This window comes from Xenophilus sp. Marseille-Q4582 (assembly GCF_916700565.1).
Classification (GTDB): Bacteria; Pseudomonadota; Gammaproteobacteria; order Burkholderiales; family Burkholderiaceae_C; genus Xenophilus.
The window spans coordinates 938856-952954 of record NZ_CAKAKO010000001.1; the positions used below are offsets into that span (position 1 = coordinate 938856).

The window sequence follows — 14099 nt, forward strand, 5'->3', positions numbered from 1 at the left end:
AGGGCGGCCGACTCAGGCGACCGTTGAAGGCACCGGGCCGCAGGATTCGCCGGTCCGGAAGGCATGAGGCAGCAGCAGGCCTGCCTCGGGTGAAAGCGGGGTGCCGCTGGCCAGCGCCTGCACCAGCAGCTCGACGCTGCGGGCGCCGATCTCGCTGTTGGGCTGGGCCACGGTGCTGAGCATGGGCGTGAGGTCTTCGCCGAGCGCGATGCCGTCGAAGCCGACCACGGCCAGGTCGCGCGGCACCTGCAGGCCGGCCCGAGCGGCGGCGCGCAGGCTGCGGATGGCTAGCAGGTCGTTGGAGCAGAACAGGGCCGTGGGGCGCTGCGGCTGCCGCAGGTGGCGGCTCACGGCGTCCACGGCGCTTTCGACGAAGGGCACCTCCAGCAGCGGCGGCGCGGCCAGCCCGGCCGCGGCCATGCCCTGGAGGTAGCCGCGGTAGCGCTGCTGCGAGCGGTCCGAGGCGGCCAGCGTGCCGCTGACCATCGCGATCTCGCGGTGGCCCAGCGCCACCAGACGCGCCACCACGTCGGCCGAAGCGCCTTCGCTGTCCACCGACACGCAGGGGTGGGCCGGATGTCGGTTGTAGGCCAGCACGTAGGGGCTGCCGGCGGCCTGTAGCCGAGCCAGCGCGGCCGAGGTCGAGGGGCTGGACACCACCAGGATCATGCCGTCCACATTGGCGGCGATCAGGCGGCTCACGGCGTCTTCTTCCTGTGCGATCTCATAGGCCGTGGTCAAGGGCAGGATGGCATAGCCCGCCGCGTGGGCGGCGGCGGCGATGCCTTGCAGGCATTCGGCGAAGGTCGGGTTGAGCAGCGTCGGCAGCACCACGCCCAGCACGCGGCTGCGCTGCGTGCGCAGCGTGCGGGCGCTGGCGTTCGGCAGGTAGCCCAATTCGCGCGCCACGCTTTCCACCAGCGCGCGGGTGGCGGGCGTGACCTTGTCAGGGAAGTTGAAGGCACGGGAAACGGTGGCGACGGAGACGCCGGCCTTTCTCGCGACGGCCTGGATGCTCATCGTGATGGCTCAATGTAATCGTTTACATTTTGAGCCGCGGATTATTACGGCGTGATGACGGGTGACGGCCCGGGTTATCCCGGGGGCGGCGCGGGCGCCGCGCGGCCATTGGCGCTCGGCCCGCAGCGGGCCGGGGTGCTCAGAGCTTGATGCGGCCGAGCCAGATGTCGCGGTACATCGCCCAGTCGCCCAGGAAGCTGTAGAGGGGGCGCTTGAAGGAGGCGGGCTTGTTCTTCTCGAAGCCGAAATGCCCGATCCAGGCAAAGGCGTAGCCGGCCAGCAGGCCCGCGAGCACCCACCCGGCGTTGCGCGTCAGCACCGCCGTGGCCAGGCAGACCAGCCCCAGCGAGGAGCCCACGAAATGCAGGCGCCGGCAGGTGCGGTTGGCATGCTCGCTCAGGTAGAAGGGGTAGAACTCGGCAAAGCTCGTGAAGCGCTTCGGGTCCACGGCGGCGCCGGCCTGCCAGGGACTTGCACCGGGCGTGTGTTGGGGCATGGTCGTCTCCTGCGGCCCTCGCGCGGGGCCTGTGCCCATAATAGCGGCCGCCTCCCGTCGCCTCCACTGGCGCTCCTTTCCCGACGCTTCGATGAACCTCCCCCTGTCCGCCGACCTCCAGGTGATCTGCCTGTGCGCCGAATGGTGCGGCACCTGCCGCGACTACCGCACACCGTTCGCCCAGGTGGCGCAGCAGCACCCGGGCGCCGCCTTCGCCTGGGTGGACGTCGAAGACCATGCGGACCTGGCCGACGACTTCGACGTCGAGACCTTCCCCACGCTGCTGGTCGCCAGCGCGCAGGGCCTGCATTTCCTCGGGCCGATGCTGCCGCATGCGCAGACACTGTCGCGCCTGCTCGCGGCGCTGCCGGCCGCGGGGCCGGCACCGGCCGAAGTGGCCGCGCTGCTGCATGCGGTGCGCGACGACCCGGCCCCCTTCGCGCCGGCCGGCCCGCCCGGCTGAGCCGCCTCAGATTCCCTTCATCTTCGCCGTCCATGGTCGGGCGATGCGCATCCTGCTGATCGAAGACGACCCCTCGCTGGGCAGCTCGCTGCAATCGTGGCTGCAGCTGGACGGCCATGCCGTCGACTGGCTGCAGCGCGGCGACCAGGCCGCCACGGCCCTGGCCACCCACGACTACCAGTGCGTGCTGCTGGACCGCGGCCTGCCCGGGCTGGACGGCGACGCCGTGCTGCAGCGCCTGCGCGCGCACGGCGCGGGCCGCGCCCATCTGCCGGTGATCCTGATCACGGCCCGCGACACGCTGGCCGACCGCGTGCAGGGCCTGGACCTCGGCGCCGACGACTACCTGGTCAAGCCCTTTGACCTGGAGGAGCTGTCGGCCCGGGTGCGCGCCGCGCTGCGCCGCGGCGCGGCGCAGGCCACGCCCGAGCTGCGCCATGGCGAGGTGACGCTGGACCCGGCGGCCAAGCGCGTGACGCTGCGCGGCGAAGCCGTGGCCGTCACCGCGCGTGAACTCGCCGTGCTGCAGGCGCTGATGCGCCGGCCCGGCCACATCCTGAGCCGCGCGCAGCTCGAAGAAGCGCTGTACGGCTGGGGCGAGGAAGTGGAAAGCAACGCCATTGAGGTCCACATCTACAACCTGCGCCGCAAGCTGGGCAGCGCCTTCATCCGCACCGTGCGCAACCAGGGCTACGGCCTGGCACCGGCATGAGCGGCCTGGCCTGGCCGAGGGCACGGCGCGGGGCGCGGCCCGGGCATCCCGCTGGCGCCCGCGCGCGCGGCGGCTCGCTGCGCCGACGCCTCTTGCTCGCCGTGATGGGCGTGAGCATCAGCCTGTGGCTGGTCAGCCTGGCCATCGTGATCGCGGTGGCCTGGTCTGCCGCCAGCGAAGTCTTCGACGACTCGCTGGAAGAGGGCGCGCGGCTCGTGCTGCAGCTCGGGGCTTCGGGCAGTGGCGGGGCGGTGCCGCAGGCGCTGCAGGGGGGCCGTGGCGAGGCCCTGAAGCTGCGCATGGTCTGGCAGGTGGTGGCCGCCGACGGCCGCGTGCTGCTGCGCGGCGAGGATGCGCCGCAGGCGGCCTTCGTGCCCGATGCCTCGCGCACGAAGGGCGAGGCCACCGTGCGGGCCGATGGCGAGCTGTGGCGGGTGCACGTGCGCCATGGCGACCACGGGGTCAGCGCCCAGGTGGGCCAGCCCCTGGAGGAGCGGCTGGAGCTGCTCGAAGACATGGCCGAGAACCTGGCCTGGCCCGCGCTGGCGCTGCTGGCCGTGCTCACGGCGCTCAGCTGGGTGCTGATCCGCCGCCTGCTGCGGCCGCTGGAAGACACGGCCACGCGCATCGCCGTCAAGTCGCCGCAGGACCTGACCGCCATCGATGCGCAAGGCCTGCCGCGCGAACTGCAGCCCGTGGTGGACGCGCTCAACGCGCTGCTGGGGCGCCTGCGCCTGGCGCTGGACAGCGAACGCCGCTTCACGGCCGATGCCGCGCACGAGCTGCGCACGCCCCTGGCGGCGCTGCGCATGCGCGTGCAGCTCATCGAACGCGAGCGCCAGGTGCCCGACGTCCACCTGCAGCAGCTGCGCGCCGACGTGGACCGCTGCACCGCGCTGGTCGAAAGCCTGCTGGCCCTCACCCGGCTGGAGCCGCAGGCGCAGCCGCCGGCGCGCGAAGCCGTGCACCTGGACGCGCTGCTCGACACGCTGGAAGCTGCGCTGCCCCCCGGCGCCCGCCTGCAGCGCGCCCTGGCCGTGCCCACCGTGCAGGCCGCGCCGGCGCTGCTGGCCAGCGCGCTGCGCAACCTGATCGACAACGCCGTGCATTACGGGCCGCCGGGCGTGCGGCTGCAGGTCGAATCGCGGCCCCTGCCCGCGGGCGGCGTGCGCATCGCCGTGCGCGACGACGGCCCCGGCGTGCCCCCGGCCGAGCGGGCGCGCCTGGGCGAGCGCTTCTTCCGCGTGCTGGGCACGGGCCGACCGGGCAACGGGCTGGGCCTGTCCATCGTGGCGCGCATCGCGGCCCTGCATGGCGCCACGCTGCGGTTCGAGGACGGCCTGGGCGGGCGCGGACTGGGCGCGGTGCTGGACTTTCCTGCAGCCTGAAGCGCCGCGGCCCCGCGACGGCCGGGCTCGGCTGCCGCCGCCGCAGCCCGCGCCTCAGATTGCCTTCATCTTCCGGGCGCCCAATGGCGTCACGCGCACACAGCGCGTGTCCGCCACTACCCATCTACACCCATCTGCACCCATCTCAAGGAGTTCATCGCCATGCGCCAAACCGCCTCCGCCCTCGCCATCGCCGCCCTGCTGGGCCTCGGCTCCGCCACTGCCTTCGCGCAGCCCTCTGCCTACACCGGCCCGAGCAACGCCCCGAAGGCGGCGGCCGCGCCGGCAGCGCCCGGCGGCTACGCCGGCCCGAGCAGCGTGCCGCTCATGACCGTCAAGCAGTTGCTGGACGCCGGCAAGGACGACCAGCACGCGCGCCTGCAGGGCCGCATCGTGTCGCACGACGGGGGCGACCGCTACACCTTCGAGGACGCCACGGGCCGCATCACGGTGGAGATCGACGACGAGGACTTCCCCGCCGGCCAGACCGTGAGCGCGCAGCAGCGCGTGGAGCTGCTCGGCGAATTCGACAAGGGCCTGCGCAAGACCGAGTTCGAAGTGGACCGCATCACGCTGATCAACTGATCGGCCGCATCAAGCCAAGAAGGCCCCGGCATCCAGAAGATGTCGGAGCCTTCCTGCGAATGCGGAGCGCTCAGCGCGTGCCGAGCATGAAGTCGCGCAGCGCGAACAGCACGTCGTCGGGCGCTTCGCTCATCAGCGCATGGCCGGCCTTCACCGTCACCACCTTCGCCTGCGGCGCCTTCTTCGCCAGCGCCTGCGCGGCGCGCGGCGGCGTCATCTGGTCGGCTTCGCCCAGCAGGAACAGCACCGGGCACTGCACGGCGGCGATGGCGGCCTCGCCGTTCGCATAGTCGTTGCAGGCCTTGAAGCCGGTGTGGAACACGTTGACCTGCGGGTTGCTGGCCAGCACGCGGCGCATGAGCGCGCGCGAGCCGCCGTACAGCCAGGTGCCCGGGCCCAGCGAGGAGGGCGGCGGGGCCAGCATCGAATGCGAGAAGGTGTTGACCATCGCGATCGCCTGCTCGGGCGCCTCCAGCGCGCTTTGCAGCAGCGCGGGCGACACCGCCATCGGGTAGGCGGTGCCCACCAGGGCCAGGTGCGACACGCGCTGCGGCGCGCGCGCGGCGGTTTCCAGCGCGATCAGCGAGCCGAAGCTGTGGCCGACGAGCGCGGCCTTCTCGATGCCGGCGGCGTCCAGCAGCGCCAGCACGAAGCCGGCCGCCTCTTCCACGCTCGCGGGCGGCGGGCCTTCGCTCTTGCAATGGCCCGGCAGGTCGATGGCCAGCACGTTCCAGCCGTGGTGCGCGAACCAGCGGCTCTGCAGGATCCACACGCTGTGGTCGTTGAGCACGCCATGGATGAACACCACGCTGGGCTTGGCCGCGTCGAAAGGCTTGCCGCCGGTGTAGACGAAGGTCTTGTGGCCGTTGACTTGGAGTTCCATGGCGATCAGCTCCCTGCCTTTTCGGCCGCCTTCAGCGCGCGCTTGAGGTCGTCGATCAGATCATGAGGGTCTTCCAGGCCGATCGACAGGCGGATCGTGCCCTGGCCGATGCCGGCGCCGGCCAGGGCCTCGTCGGTCATGCGGAAGTGCGTGGTGCTGGCCGGGTGGATCACCAGCGAGCGGCAGTCGCCCACGTTGGCCAGGTGGCTGAAGAGCTTGAGCGTCTCGATGAACTTCTTGCCCTGCGCACGGTTGCCCTTCATGTCGAAGCTGAACACCGAGCCCGCCCCCTTGGCGCCGTGCCGCAGGAGCTTGCCGGCCAGCGCATGGCTCGGATGCGATTCGAGCAGCGGGTGGCTCACGCGCGACACGAACGGGTGGCTGGCCAGGAACTGCACCACCTTCTCGGTGTTGGCGATGTGGCGTTCCATGCGCAGCGGCAGCGTCTCGATGCCCTGCAGGATCAGCCAGGCCGAGTGCGGGCTCATGCAGGCACCGAAATCGCGCAGGCCTTCGCGGCGCGCGCGCAGCAGGAAGGCGCCCACGGTGGACTCCTCGCTGAATACCATGTTGTGGAAACCGTCATAGGCCTGGGTCAGTTCGGCGAACTTGCCCGCGGCGCGCGGTCCGTCCCAGTCGAAGCTGCCGCCATCGACCACGATGCCGCCGATCACGGTGCCATGGCCCGAGAGGAACTTGGTGGCCGAGTGGTAGACCAGGTCGGCGCCATGGTCGAAGGGCTTGATCAGGTAAGGCGAGGTGAGCGTGGAGTCGACCAGCAGCGGCACGCCAGCCTCATGCGCGATCTGGCTCACGGTGGGGATGTCCAGCACGTCCAGGCCCGGATTGCCCACGGTCTCGCCGAAGAACAGCTTGGTGTTGGGCCGCACGGCGGCCTTCCAGCCGTCGATGTCGCCGGGCTTGACGAAAGTCGTCTCGATGCCGAAGCGGCGCATCGTGTAGTGCAGCAGGTTCTGCGAGCCGCCGTACAGCGCCGTGCTGGCGACGATGTGCGAGCCCGCGCCCATCAGCGTGGCAATGGACAGGTGCAGCGCCGCCTGGCCGCTGGCCGTGGCGATGGCGCCGATGCCGCCTTCGAGCGCCGACACGCGCTGCTCCAGCACTGCGTTGGTCGGGTTGCTGATGCGGCTGTACACATGGCCCGAGCGTTCGAGGTTGAACAGCGCCGCGGCATGGTCGCTGGACTCGAAGACGAAGGAGGTGGACAGGTGGATGGGCACCGCGCGCGCGCCGGTGCTCGGGTCGGGCGCAGCGCCCGCGTGCAGGGCCAGGGTGTCGAACCCGGGGTCGGAATAGCCGCTCATGCAAAAGGCTCCATCGTCGAAGGCGGCGCGGGGGCGCCGCGGCAGGAAGGGAAGGCAGGCAGGAGTGGACCGGGGTGCGCAGCGCGCGCATGTCGCCCAGGTGCCTGCCCGTTCACAGGTGGTCACGTTGCGCCCCCGAAGGCGGGGCCCGCAAAGCGCCAAAGCGCCTGGATTGTGGGCTATATTCAAATCGACACACCGCCCTGCGAGGAGCACCCACCATGAAAGTCAGCGACATCCTGCGTGTGAAGGGCAACACGCTCTACACCATCACCCCCGACGATCCCCTGGCCGACGCGGTGGCCGTGATGGCCGAGAAGGACATCGGCTCGCTCGTGGTCATGGAGCATGGCGACCTGGTGGGCATGCTGACCTTCCGCGAAATCATCCTGACCTTGCAGGCCAACGGCGGCGCCGTGGGGACCACCACGGTGCGCAAGGCCATGGACGATGCTCCCCTGACCTGCACCGCCGAGACCGAGCTGGACGAGGTGCGCCGCATGATGCTGGACCGCCACGCGCGCTACATGCCCGTGATGGACAAGCGCATGCTCATGGGCGTGATCAGCTTCTACGACGTGGCCAAGGCCGTGGTGGACAGCCAAAACTTCGAGAACAAGATGCTCAAGGCCTACATCCGCGACTGGCCGGGCGAGGAAGACGAAGGGCGCTGAACCTTCACAACCCTTCACGTATATACGCGCACGCAGCGGGCCGCGCGCGTGGCAGCCGGCGCCTGCTGCGCCGGCCCAGGTGGCGGGGCCTGCGCCGCGTCAGCCGCGCGGCACGCGCTGCGCCGACTTCGGCCGGAAGGCCTTGCACACGGCCTCGTCGGTTTCCAGGTACGGGCCGCCGATCAGGTCGATGCAGTAGGGCACGGCCGCGAAGATGCCCGGCACCGCCTGGCTCCCATCCGCGTTTTTCAGGCCTTCCAGCGTCTCCGCGATGGCCTTGGGCTGGCCCGGCAGGTTCAGGATCAGCGCCTGGCCGCGGATCACGGCCACCTGTCGCGAGAGGATGGCCGTGGGCACGAAGCGCAGGCTGATCTGGCGCATCTGCTCGCCGAAGCCCGGCATTTCCTTGTGCGCCACGGCCAGCGTGGCCTCGGGCGTCACGTCGCGCGGGGCCGGGCCGGTGCCGCCCGTGGTCAGCACCAGCGAGCAGCCGGCATCCACCAGCTCGACCAGGGTGGCGCTGATGGTGGCCTGCTCGTCGGGGATCAGGCGCGGCTCGAAGGCGATCGGGTTGCGCAGCGCGCGCGTGAGCCAGTCCTGCAGCGCGGGCAGGCCCTTGTCTTCGTACACGCCGGTGGAGGCGCGGTCGCTGACCGAGACGATGCCGATGCGCACCGGGTCGAAAGGGGAGGCCACGGGAGTGTTCATCGCCGGGCCGCCCCAAGATGAACAGCGGTCCCTGGGGGCGCCGCGGACCGCGCGAAGCGGCGGCGCGCCGGAGCCGCCACGGTCTTCATGCCCTTCATGCGTCCTCCTCGCGCGACTGGTGGGCCGCCAGCGCGCCATGGTCGGCGTCGCCATGGGCCGACAGCTGCGCGCGCACCAGCTGGAACAGCTCGCGGAAAGCCTTGCCCTGGCGCGGCGCCTCGCCGGGCTTGCCGGCCTGCAGGTCCTTGCGGGCCTGGCGCACCAGTGCGCGCAACTGCTGCACGTCGGTGCCGGCATGGGTCTCGATCCAGGCGCCCACGGCCTCGTCGCCGGCGATCAGGCGCTCGCGCCAGCCTTCGGCCTCGTGCAGCAGGGCGGTCTCGTGCACCGAGCCACGCGCCTGCTCGTCCAGCGCCTGCTGGGCCGCGCGCACCGTGTCTTCGTCCAGCTTGCGCATGAGCTTGCCGATGTACTGCATCTGCCGCCGGCGGCCCTCGAAATTGGTGATGCGTCTGGCCTCGGCCAGCGCTTCGAGCAGCGTCTCGGGCAGGCCCAGGCGGCCCAGCAGGTCGGCGCGCAGCGTGAGCAGCGCTTCGCCCAGGGCCTGGCGCTCGTCGCTTTCGCGCTTGAGGTCGGTCTTGCTGGTCTCGATGCCGCCCTTGAGTTCGCGCTTGAGTTCCTGGTCCAGTTCGCTGCCTTCGGCCACGAAGTGGCCGCGGACGAAATAGCCTTTCTTGGGTTTGCGGGGCATGGCGGAGCGGTGCGTGAAATAGAAGCGAAGAAGGAAGCGAAGGCGCGGCTGCGCGGGGTGCCCTCCGGGCCGCTGCCGCGCGGGCGCCGTGCCGAGCCGCGGCCGGGGGGCGCCGCTATCATTGTCCTCCACATGACGACCTCCCACGCCCGTGCAGACAGCGGCTTCGCCTACAGCCGCGAATTCTTCGAGAACCTGGTGGACAGCGCCCTCGCGCATGCGAAGAAGCTGGGCGCCACCGATGCGGGGGCCGAGGCGTCCGAAGGCTGCGGGCTGTCGGTGTCGGTGCGCAAGGGTGAGCTGGAGAACGTCGAGCGCAACCGCGACAAGTCGTTGGGCGTGACGGTGTACGTGGGCCAGCGCCGGGGCAATGCCAGCACCTCCGACTTTTCCGAGGCGGCCGTCGCGCGCACCGTGCAGGCGGCCTACGACATTGCGCGCTTCACGGCCGAAGACCCGGTGGCCGGCCTGCCCGACGAGGCGGACATCGCCACCGAGCATCCCGACCTGGACCTGTTCCACCCCTGGGCCATCGACAGCGCCCGCGCCGCCGAACTGGCGCTGGAATGCGAGGCCGCGGCCTTCGCCACTGACAAGCGCGTGACCAACAGCGAGGGCGCGGGCGTGTCGGCCCAGCAGAGCCACTTCTTCAGCGCGCACACGCACGGCTTTCGCGGCGGCTATGCGAGTTCGCGCCATTCGATCTCGGTCGCGCCCATCGCTTCAGTCCCTGGCAAGGGCGGCGAGGACATGCAGCGCGATGCCTGGTACAGCTCCATGCGCTCGGCGGACGAACTGGCCAGCCCGCAGGCTGTGGGCCGCTATGCCGCCGAGCGTGCGCTGAGCCGCCTGCGCGCGCGCAAGATCAAGACGGTGGAATGCCCGGTGCTGTTCGAGTCGCCGCTGGCGGCCGGCCTGCTGGGCGCGCTGGTGCAGGCCACCAGCGGCGGCGCGCTGTACCGCCGCAGCAGCTTCCTGCTCGATTCGCTGGGCAAGCCGGTGCTGCCTTCGCACATCGACGTGGTCGAAGATCCCTTCATCCGGCGCGGCAAGGGCAGCTCGCCCTTCGACGACGAAGGCGTGGCCGTGCGCCGGCGCCAGGTGGTCGACGGCGGCCGGCTGCAGGGCTACTTCCTGTCGACCTATTCCGCGCGCAAGCTGGGCATGAAGACCACCGGCAACGCCGGCGGCTCGCACAACCTCACGCTGAGCTCGCGGCTCACGCAGCCGGGCGACGACCTCGAAGAGATGCTGCGCAAGCTGGGCACGGGCCTGTTCGTCATCGAGCTGATGGGACAGGGCGTGAACTACGTGACCGGCGACTACTCGCGCGGCGCGAGCGGCTTCTGGGTCGAGAAGGGCCGCATCGTGCATCCGGTGGAAGAGATCACCATCGCCGGCAACCTGAAGGACATGCTCATGGGCATCGAGGCCGTGGGCGCCGACGCCTACAACTACGGCGCCAAGACCACGGGCTCGATCCTGGTCAACCGCATGAAGGTGGCGGGGGCCTGAACCGCGGTACGCGGTCGAGCATGGACGACGCATGGCCGATGTCTTTTGGTGCTCGGTCAGCCGTCAGAAGGCGCGGCTGCAGCGCCACTACCACGACACCTACGCCTTTGGCTTCATCGACCATGGGCTGAGCCGCTACGACTGCGGCACGCACCAGTTCCAAACCGATCCGCAGACGCTGTTCCTGATCAACCCCGGCGACGTTCACACGGGCTTTCCGGCGTCCAGCGAGCCGATTTCGTACACCACCTTCCACGTGGATCCTGCCTATGTAAGGGCTCTCACGGGGCACAGCCATGACCGGCCTTTCGGGCAATACCTGTGCACCCAGCCCGGGCTGGGCGCTGCGCTGCGCGAGGCGGCGCGCGAGCGCGAGGGCGAGCTCGCTCGTCTGGCCATCGAGAACATGCTGGCCCTGGTGTTGCCTGCCATGCTGGGTGACGGTCGCTTGCGCGATTCAGCGGCGCTGCACCTGAGCGGCTTGCGCCGCGCCTGCGAGCTGTTGCTCTCGGACCTGCGCCAGACGGTTTCGCTGGCTGCCCTGGCGCAGGCGGCCAACCTGGAGCGCGCCTATTTCGCGCGCCAGTTCCGCCGCTTCTACGGGCTGCCGCCGCACCAGATGCTGAAGCAGGCTCGCGTGGTGGCCGCGCGCCGGCAGCTGTTCGCCGGCACGATGGGCGCGGAGGTGGCGCAGGACGTGGGCTTCTTCGACCAGAGCCACATGATCCGCTGCTGGAAGGACGTCTACGCCGTGCCGCCCAGCCAGATGAAGAAAGTCAATATCGTCCAATCGACCTGAAGCGCCGTTTTCTACATTGCCTCTTCCTGTTGGACATGGAAGAGAAGGCATGGGGAAGATGGAGAGTTTCGATGTGGTTGTGGTCGGATCCGGCGCGGCCGGGCTGACCGCGGCATTCACGGCGGCCCGTGCAGGCGCCAGCGTGTGCGTGCTGGAGCGGGATTCCGTGGTGGGTGGAACCACGGCCCTGTCGGGAGGCTGGATGTGGCTGCCCGGCAATGCGCTGGCTCGGGCCAAGGGTACCGGCGATTCCCTGGAGGAGGCGCGCATCTACCTCGCCTCGGAGACCGGGCCGCACTTCGACGCGGCGCGGGTCGATGCCTTTCTGTCCCATGCCCCGCGCATGCTGGATTCGCTGATGCAGGAGGCGGGCATGGCCTTCCTGCTGGGCGAGTTCCCTGAATACCATCCCGATGAACCGGGCAGCCGTTCGGGCTGCCGCAGCGTCTGCGCCATGCCCTTTGACGCCCGGGCGCTCGGTGGCAGCCGCCGGCTGCTGCGCCCGCCGCTGCCCGAGCTGACGCTGTTCGGCCTGCCGCTCATGGCGGGCAAGGACCTGCTGCACTTCTACAACGCCACGCGGTCACCGCGCTCAGCCGTCTATGTGCTTCGCCGGCTGCTGCGCTATGGCTGGGACCTGCTGCGCTACGGTGCCAACACGCAACTCATGAACGGCAGCGCGCTGGCGGCCCGGCTGCTGCACGCCGTCCTCGCCGAGGGCGTGCAGGTGCGGCCGTCCAGCCCGGTGCAGGCCCTGGTGGAGGAGCGCGGCGAGGTGGTGGGCGTCAGCCTGTCCGGTGGCCGGGTGCTGCGTGCGCAGCGAGCAGTCATCCTGGCGTGCGGGGGCTTTTCCCATGACCTGGAGCGCAGGCGGCGGCTTTTCCCGCATGACCGTCTGCGCGTCCAGCACCGCTCGCCCGTACCCGCCAGCGTCGATGGAGCCGGGTTGGCGCTGGCGCAGTCCGTAGGTGGAGCGCTGGAAGACGGCCTGCCGCACGCTGCCGCGTGGGTGCCAGTGTCGGAGGTGCCGCGCCGCGATGGCAGCACCGGGCTGTTTGTGCACTTTGTGGACCGGCCCAAGCCCGGCTTCATGGCGGTGCGCAGCGATGGCCGGCGCTTCGTCAACGAGGCCAACTCTTACCACGACTTCATCCGCGCGCTCCTGGCCCGGGATGCGGCCGATGATGCGCAGGCCTTCCTGCTGTGCGACCACCCGGCCCTTCGCACCTATGGGCTGGGCGCCGTCAAGCCCGCGCCATTCCCCATCGGGCGGTGGCTGCGCAACGGCTATCTGATGCGCGCCGACAGTTGGGAGGACCTGGCCCGCCAGGCGGGCATCGATCCCGCTCGGCTGCGCGACACGGTGGCCCGCTACAACGCGCATGCCGCGCGCGGCGAGGACCCCGATTTCGGCAAGGGCGCCAATGTCTACAACCGCTTTCTGGGCGACCCCGGCCACCGGCCGAACCCCAACGTGGCGCCGCTGGTCCAGCCGCCGTTCTACGCCGTTCGCGTGGTGCCCGGCGACATCGGCACCTACGCCGGCATCCGTACCGATGCGCGGGCGCGCGTCCTGCGGGCCGACGGCAGCACCGTGGCGGGCCTCTATGCAGTGGGCAATGACATGGCTTCGATCATGGGCGGGGGCTATCCCGGGCCGGGCATCACCCTGGGCCCCGGCATGACCTTCGGGTACATCGCCGCGCGCGACGCTCTGGCCGTGCCGGGAGGCTGAGCGCCTCGGATTTCGCCGCATCGGCGGAACGCCGATGCCTTCATGAAGGAACAGGCCCATGCGGCCGAGGAGACAAGACATGCGCAACACTCGACGTGCATTGATCGTGGGGTTGGGATGGACGCTGGCCGGCGGGGCCCTGGCACAGGGCTCGGGCAAGCCCTTGCGGTTCATCGTGCCCTATCCGCCGGGGGGATCGACCGACGGCATGGCCCGGCAACTGGCGCCCGTGCTCAGCGAGCGCCTGATGCGCCCCGTGGTGGTCGACAACAGGCCTGGCGGCGGCACTGTCGTGGCCGGCCAGGCCCTGGGCAGTGCGCTGGCCGACGGTGGGACCGTGGCCATCTTCGACCCCGTGACCGTGGCCATCAACCCCTGGCTGTTCGAACGCCTGAGCTACGACCCCACGCGCTTCGAGCCGATCTCCCTGGTGACGCGGATTCCCTTTGGAATCATGGTGCACCCGGACTTTCCGGCCAACAACCTCAAGGAGTTCGTGGCGCATGCGCGCACGCAGGCGCTGAGCTTCGGCATCGCTGGCACGGGCAATGCGCCCCACCTGGCGATGGAGCGCTTCCTGGTCCGCTCGGGCCTGAAGATGACGGCGGTGCCCTACCGGGGCGGTGCCCCCGCGTTGCAGGAACTGCTGGGGCGGCAAATTCCCGTCTACGTGAACGATGTGGCCGGCGCCATGCCCTACATCCAGTCGGGCAAGGTCAAGGTGATTGCGGTGATGTCCGCCCAACGTGTGCAGCAGTTGCCGCAGGTGCCCACCATCGCCGAGTCCGGCTACCCGGACTTCGCGGCAGGCAGCTGGTTCGCCATTTTCGCGCCCGCTGGCACGCCGGCCCCGGCCGTGGCGGCCTTGAATGCCGCTGTGCATGAGGCTCTGGCAGTGCCGAAGGTCCGAGCATGGGCCGAGGGCATGACGCTGGAGCCCGCCACCTCCACACCGCAGGAGCTGGCCCGCATCGTCCAGCAGGACGCCGCCAGCTACGCGACGGTGGTACGTGAGCTGGGGCTCAAGATCCAATGAACGCATGGC

The 14099-nt window shown here is 70.4% G+C and carries 15 protein-coding genes; 9 read left to right on the plus strand and 6 right to left on the minus strand.

Annotated features, from left to right (window positions below; genetic code table 11):
* Window positions 1–12: 12 nt before the first annotated feature.
* Together LG388_RS04325 and LG388_RS04330 are read right to left on the minus strand one after the other, a co-directional pair.
* On the minus strand, window positions 13–1020 hold the full coding sequence (locus LG388_RS04325) for a LacI family DNA-binding transcriptional regulator (RefSeq protein WP_225781590.1): 1008 nt from the start codon (window positions 1018–1020) through the stop codon (window positions 13–15).
* A gap of 139 nt (window positions 1021–1159) precedes the next feature.
* Window positions 1160–1516 carry a DUF962 domain-containing protein gene (locus tag LG388_RS04330; RefSeq protein ID WP_225781591.1) on the minus strand — a complete coding sequence of 119 codons (357 nt, stop codon included), beginning with the start codon at window positions 1514–1516 and terminating at the stop codon, window positions 1160–1162.
* Window positions 1517–1607: 91 nt separating this feature from the next.
* Here LG388_RS04330 and LG388_RS04335 point away from each other — a divergent pair, with 91 nt between their 5' ends.
* The 4 genes from LG388_RS04335 (at window position 1608) to LG388_RS04350 (ending at window position 4664) form a co-directional block, all read left to right on the plus strand.
* Window positions 1608–1979 (plus strand): thioredoxin family protein, encoded by a 372-nt coding sequence (locus LG388_RS04335; RefSeq protein ID WP_225781592.1) that lies wholly within the window; start codon window positions 1608–1610, stop codon window positions 1977–1979.
* Between the two features lie 43 nt (window positions 1980–2022).
* Entirely contained in the window at window positions 2023–2691 is a 669-nt protein-coding gene (locus tag LG388_RS04340; protein ID WP_225781593.1) for a response regulator transcription factor, read from the plus strand.
* Window positions 2688–4079 (plus strand): ATP-binding protein, encoded by a 1392-nt coding sequence (locus LG388_RS04345; RefSeq protein WP_225781594.1) that lies wholly within the window; start codon window positions 2688–2690, stop codon window positions 4077–4079. Before LG388_RS04340 ends, LG388_RS04345 begins: the two co-directional genes overlap by 4 nt.
* Window positions 4080–4241: 162 nt before the next feature.
* Window positions 4242–4664: a NirD/YgiW/YdeI family stress tolerance protein gene (locus LG388_RS04350; RefSeq protein WP_225781595.1), complete on the plus strand. Its 423-nt coding sequence runs from the start codon at window positions 4242–4244 to the stop codon at window positions 4662–4664.
* Between the two features lie 70 nt (window positions 4665–4734).
* Here the strand turns inward: LG388_RS04350 and LG388_RS04355 are convergent, their stop codons facing one another.
* Complete coding sequence (locus LG388_RS04355) at window positions 4735–5547, minus strand: alpha/beta fold hydrolase (protein ID WP_225781596.1); 813 nt, start codon at window positions 5545–5547, stop codon at window positions 4735–4737.
* A gap of 5 nt (window positions 5548–5552) precedes the next feature.
* Entirely contained in the window at window positions 5553–6872 is a 1320-nt protein-coding gene (locus tag LG388_RS04360) for an O-acetylhomoserine aminocarboxypropyltransferase (RefSeq protein WP_225781597.1), read from the minus strand.
* A gap of 221 nt (window positions 6873–7093) precedes the next feature.
* Here LG388_RS04360 and LG388_RS04365 point away from each other — a divergent pair, with 221 nt between their 5' ends.
* Window positions 7094–7546 (plus strand): CBS domain-containing protein, encoded by a 453-nt coding sequence (locus LG388_RS04365; protein WP_225781598.1) that lies wholly within the window; start codon window positions 7094–7096, stop codon window positions 7544–7546.
* Between the two features lie 99 nt (window positions 7547–7645).
* On the opposite strand, the gene mog is transcribed toward LG388_RS04365, so the two are convergent.
* Both mog and yjgA read right to left on the minus strand, forming a co-directional pair.
* Complete coding sequence (mog, locus tag LG388_RS04370) at window positions 7646–8254, minus strand: molybdopterin adenylyltransferase (protein ID WP_225781599.1); 609 nt, start codon at window positions 8252–8254, stop codon at window positions 7646–7648.
* A gap of 94 nt (window positions 8255–8348) precedes the next feature.
* A complete protein-coding gene (gene yjgA, locus LG388_RS04375; protein WP_225781600.1) occupies window positions 8349–9005 on the minus strand; it encodes a ribosome biogenesis factor YjgA in 657 nt (218 codons plus the stop codon).
* A 132-nt stretch (window positions 9006–9137) separates the two neighbouring features.
* Here yjgA and pmbA point away from each other — a divergent pair, with 132 nt between their 5' ends.
* The 4 genes from pmbA (at window position 9138) to LG388_RS04395 (ending at window position 14090) form a co-directional block, all read left to right on the plus strand.
* Window positions 9138–10520, plus strand: coding sequence for a metalloprotease PmbA (gene pmbA, locus LG388_RS04380; protein ID WP_225781601.1), 1383 nt, complete (start codon window positions 9138–9140; stop codon window positions 10518–10520).
* Between the two features lie 31 nt (window positions 10521–10551).
* Window positions 10552–11319, plus strand: coding sequence for an AraC family transcriptional regulator (locus LG388_RS04385; protein WP_225781602.1), 768 nt, complete (start codon window positions 10552–10554; stop codon window positions 11317–11319).
* Window positions 11320–11377: 58 nt separating this feature from the next.
* Complete coding sequence (locus LG388_RS04390; protein WP_225781603.1) at window positions 11378–13054, plus strand: FAD-dependent oxidoreductase; 1677 nt, start codon at window positions 11378–11380, stop codon at window positions 13052–13054.
* Between the two features lie 79 nt (window positions 13055–13133).
* On the plus strand, window positions 13134–14090 hold the full coding sequence (locus tag LG388_RS04395; protein WP_225781604.1) for a tripartite tricarboxylate transporter substrate binding protein: 957 nt from the start codon (window positions 13134–13136) through the stop codon (window positions 14088–14090).
* The last annotated feature ends 9 nt before the right edge of the window (window positions 14091–14099 follow it).

What these genes read in the sequence shown, in the direction of transcription:
- LG388_RS04325 (WP_225781590.1), bottom strand. Translation starts at nt 1,020, where the DNA reads ATGAGCATCCAGGCCGTCGCGAGAAAGGCCGGCGTCTCCGTCGCCACC.
- LG388_RS04350 (WP_225781595.1), top strand. Translation starts at nt 4,242, where the DNA reads ATGCGCCAAACCGCCTCCGCCCTCGCCATCGCCGCCCTGCTGGGCCTC.
- LG388_RS04335 (WP_225781592.1), top strand. Translation starts at nt 1,608, where the DNA reads ATGAACCTCCCCCTGTCCGCCGACCTCCAGGTGATCTGCCTGTGCGCC.
- LG388_RS04345 (WP_225781594.1), top strand. Translation starts at nt 2,688, where the DNA reads ATGAGCGGCCTGGCCTGGCCGAGGGCACGGCGCGGGGCGCGGCCCGGG.
- pmbA (WP_225781601.1), top strand. Translation starts at nt 9,138, where the DNA reads ATGACGACCTCCCACGCCCGTGCAGACAGCGGCTTCGCCTACAGCCGC.
- LG388_RS04395 (WP_225781604.1), top strand. Translation starts at nt 13,134, where the DNA reads ATGCGCAACACTCGACGTGCATTGATCGTGGGGTTGGGATGGACGCTG.
- yjgA (WP_225781600.1), bottom strand. Translation starts at nt 9,005, where the DNA reads ATGCCCCGCAAACCCAAGAAAGGCTATTTCGTCCGCGGCCACTTCGTG.
- LG388_RS04340 (WP_225781593.1), top strand. Translation starts at nt 2,023, where the DNA reads ATGCGCATCCTGCTGATCGAAGACGACCCCTCGCTGGGCAGCTCGCTG.
- LG388_RS04360 (WP_225781597.1), bottom strand. Translation starts at nt 6,872, where the DNA reads ATGAGCGGCTATTCCGACCCCGGGTTCGACACCCTGGCCCTGCACGCG.
- LG388_RS04365 (WP_225781598.1), top strand. Translation starts at nt 7,094, where the DNA reads ATGAAAGTCAGCGACATCCTGCGTGTGAAGGGCAACACGCTCTACACC.
- LG388_RS04330 (WP_225781591.1), bottom strand. Translation starts at nt 1,516, where the DNA reads ATGCCCCAACACACGCCCGGTGCAAGTCCCTGGCAGGCCGGCGCCGCC.
- LG388_RS04390 (WP_225781603.1), top strand. Translation starts at nt 11,378, where the DNA reads ATGGAGAGTTTCGATGTGGTTGTGGTCGGATCCGGCGCGGCCGGGCTG.
- LG388_RS04355 (WP_225781596.1), bottom strand. Translation starts at nt 5,547, where the DNA reads ATGGAACTCCAAGTCAACGGCCACAAGACCTTCGTCTACACCGGCGGC.
- LG388_RS04385 (WP_225781602.1), top strand. Translation starts at nt 10,552, where the DNA reads ATGGCCGATGTCTTTTGGTGCTCGGTCAGCCGTCAGAAGGCGCGGCTG.
- mog (WP_225781599.1), bottom strand. Translation starts at nt 8,254, where the DNA reads ATGAACACTCCCGTGGCCTCCCCTTTCGACCCGGTGCGCATCGGCATC.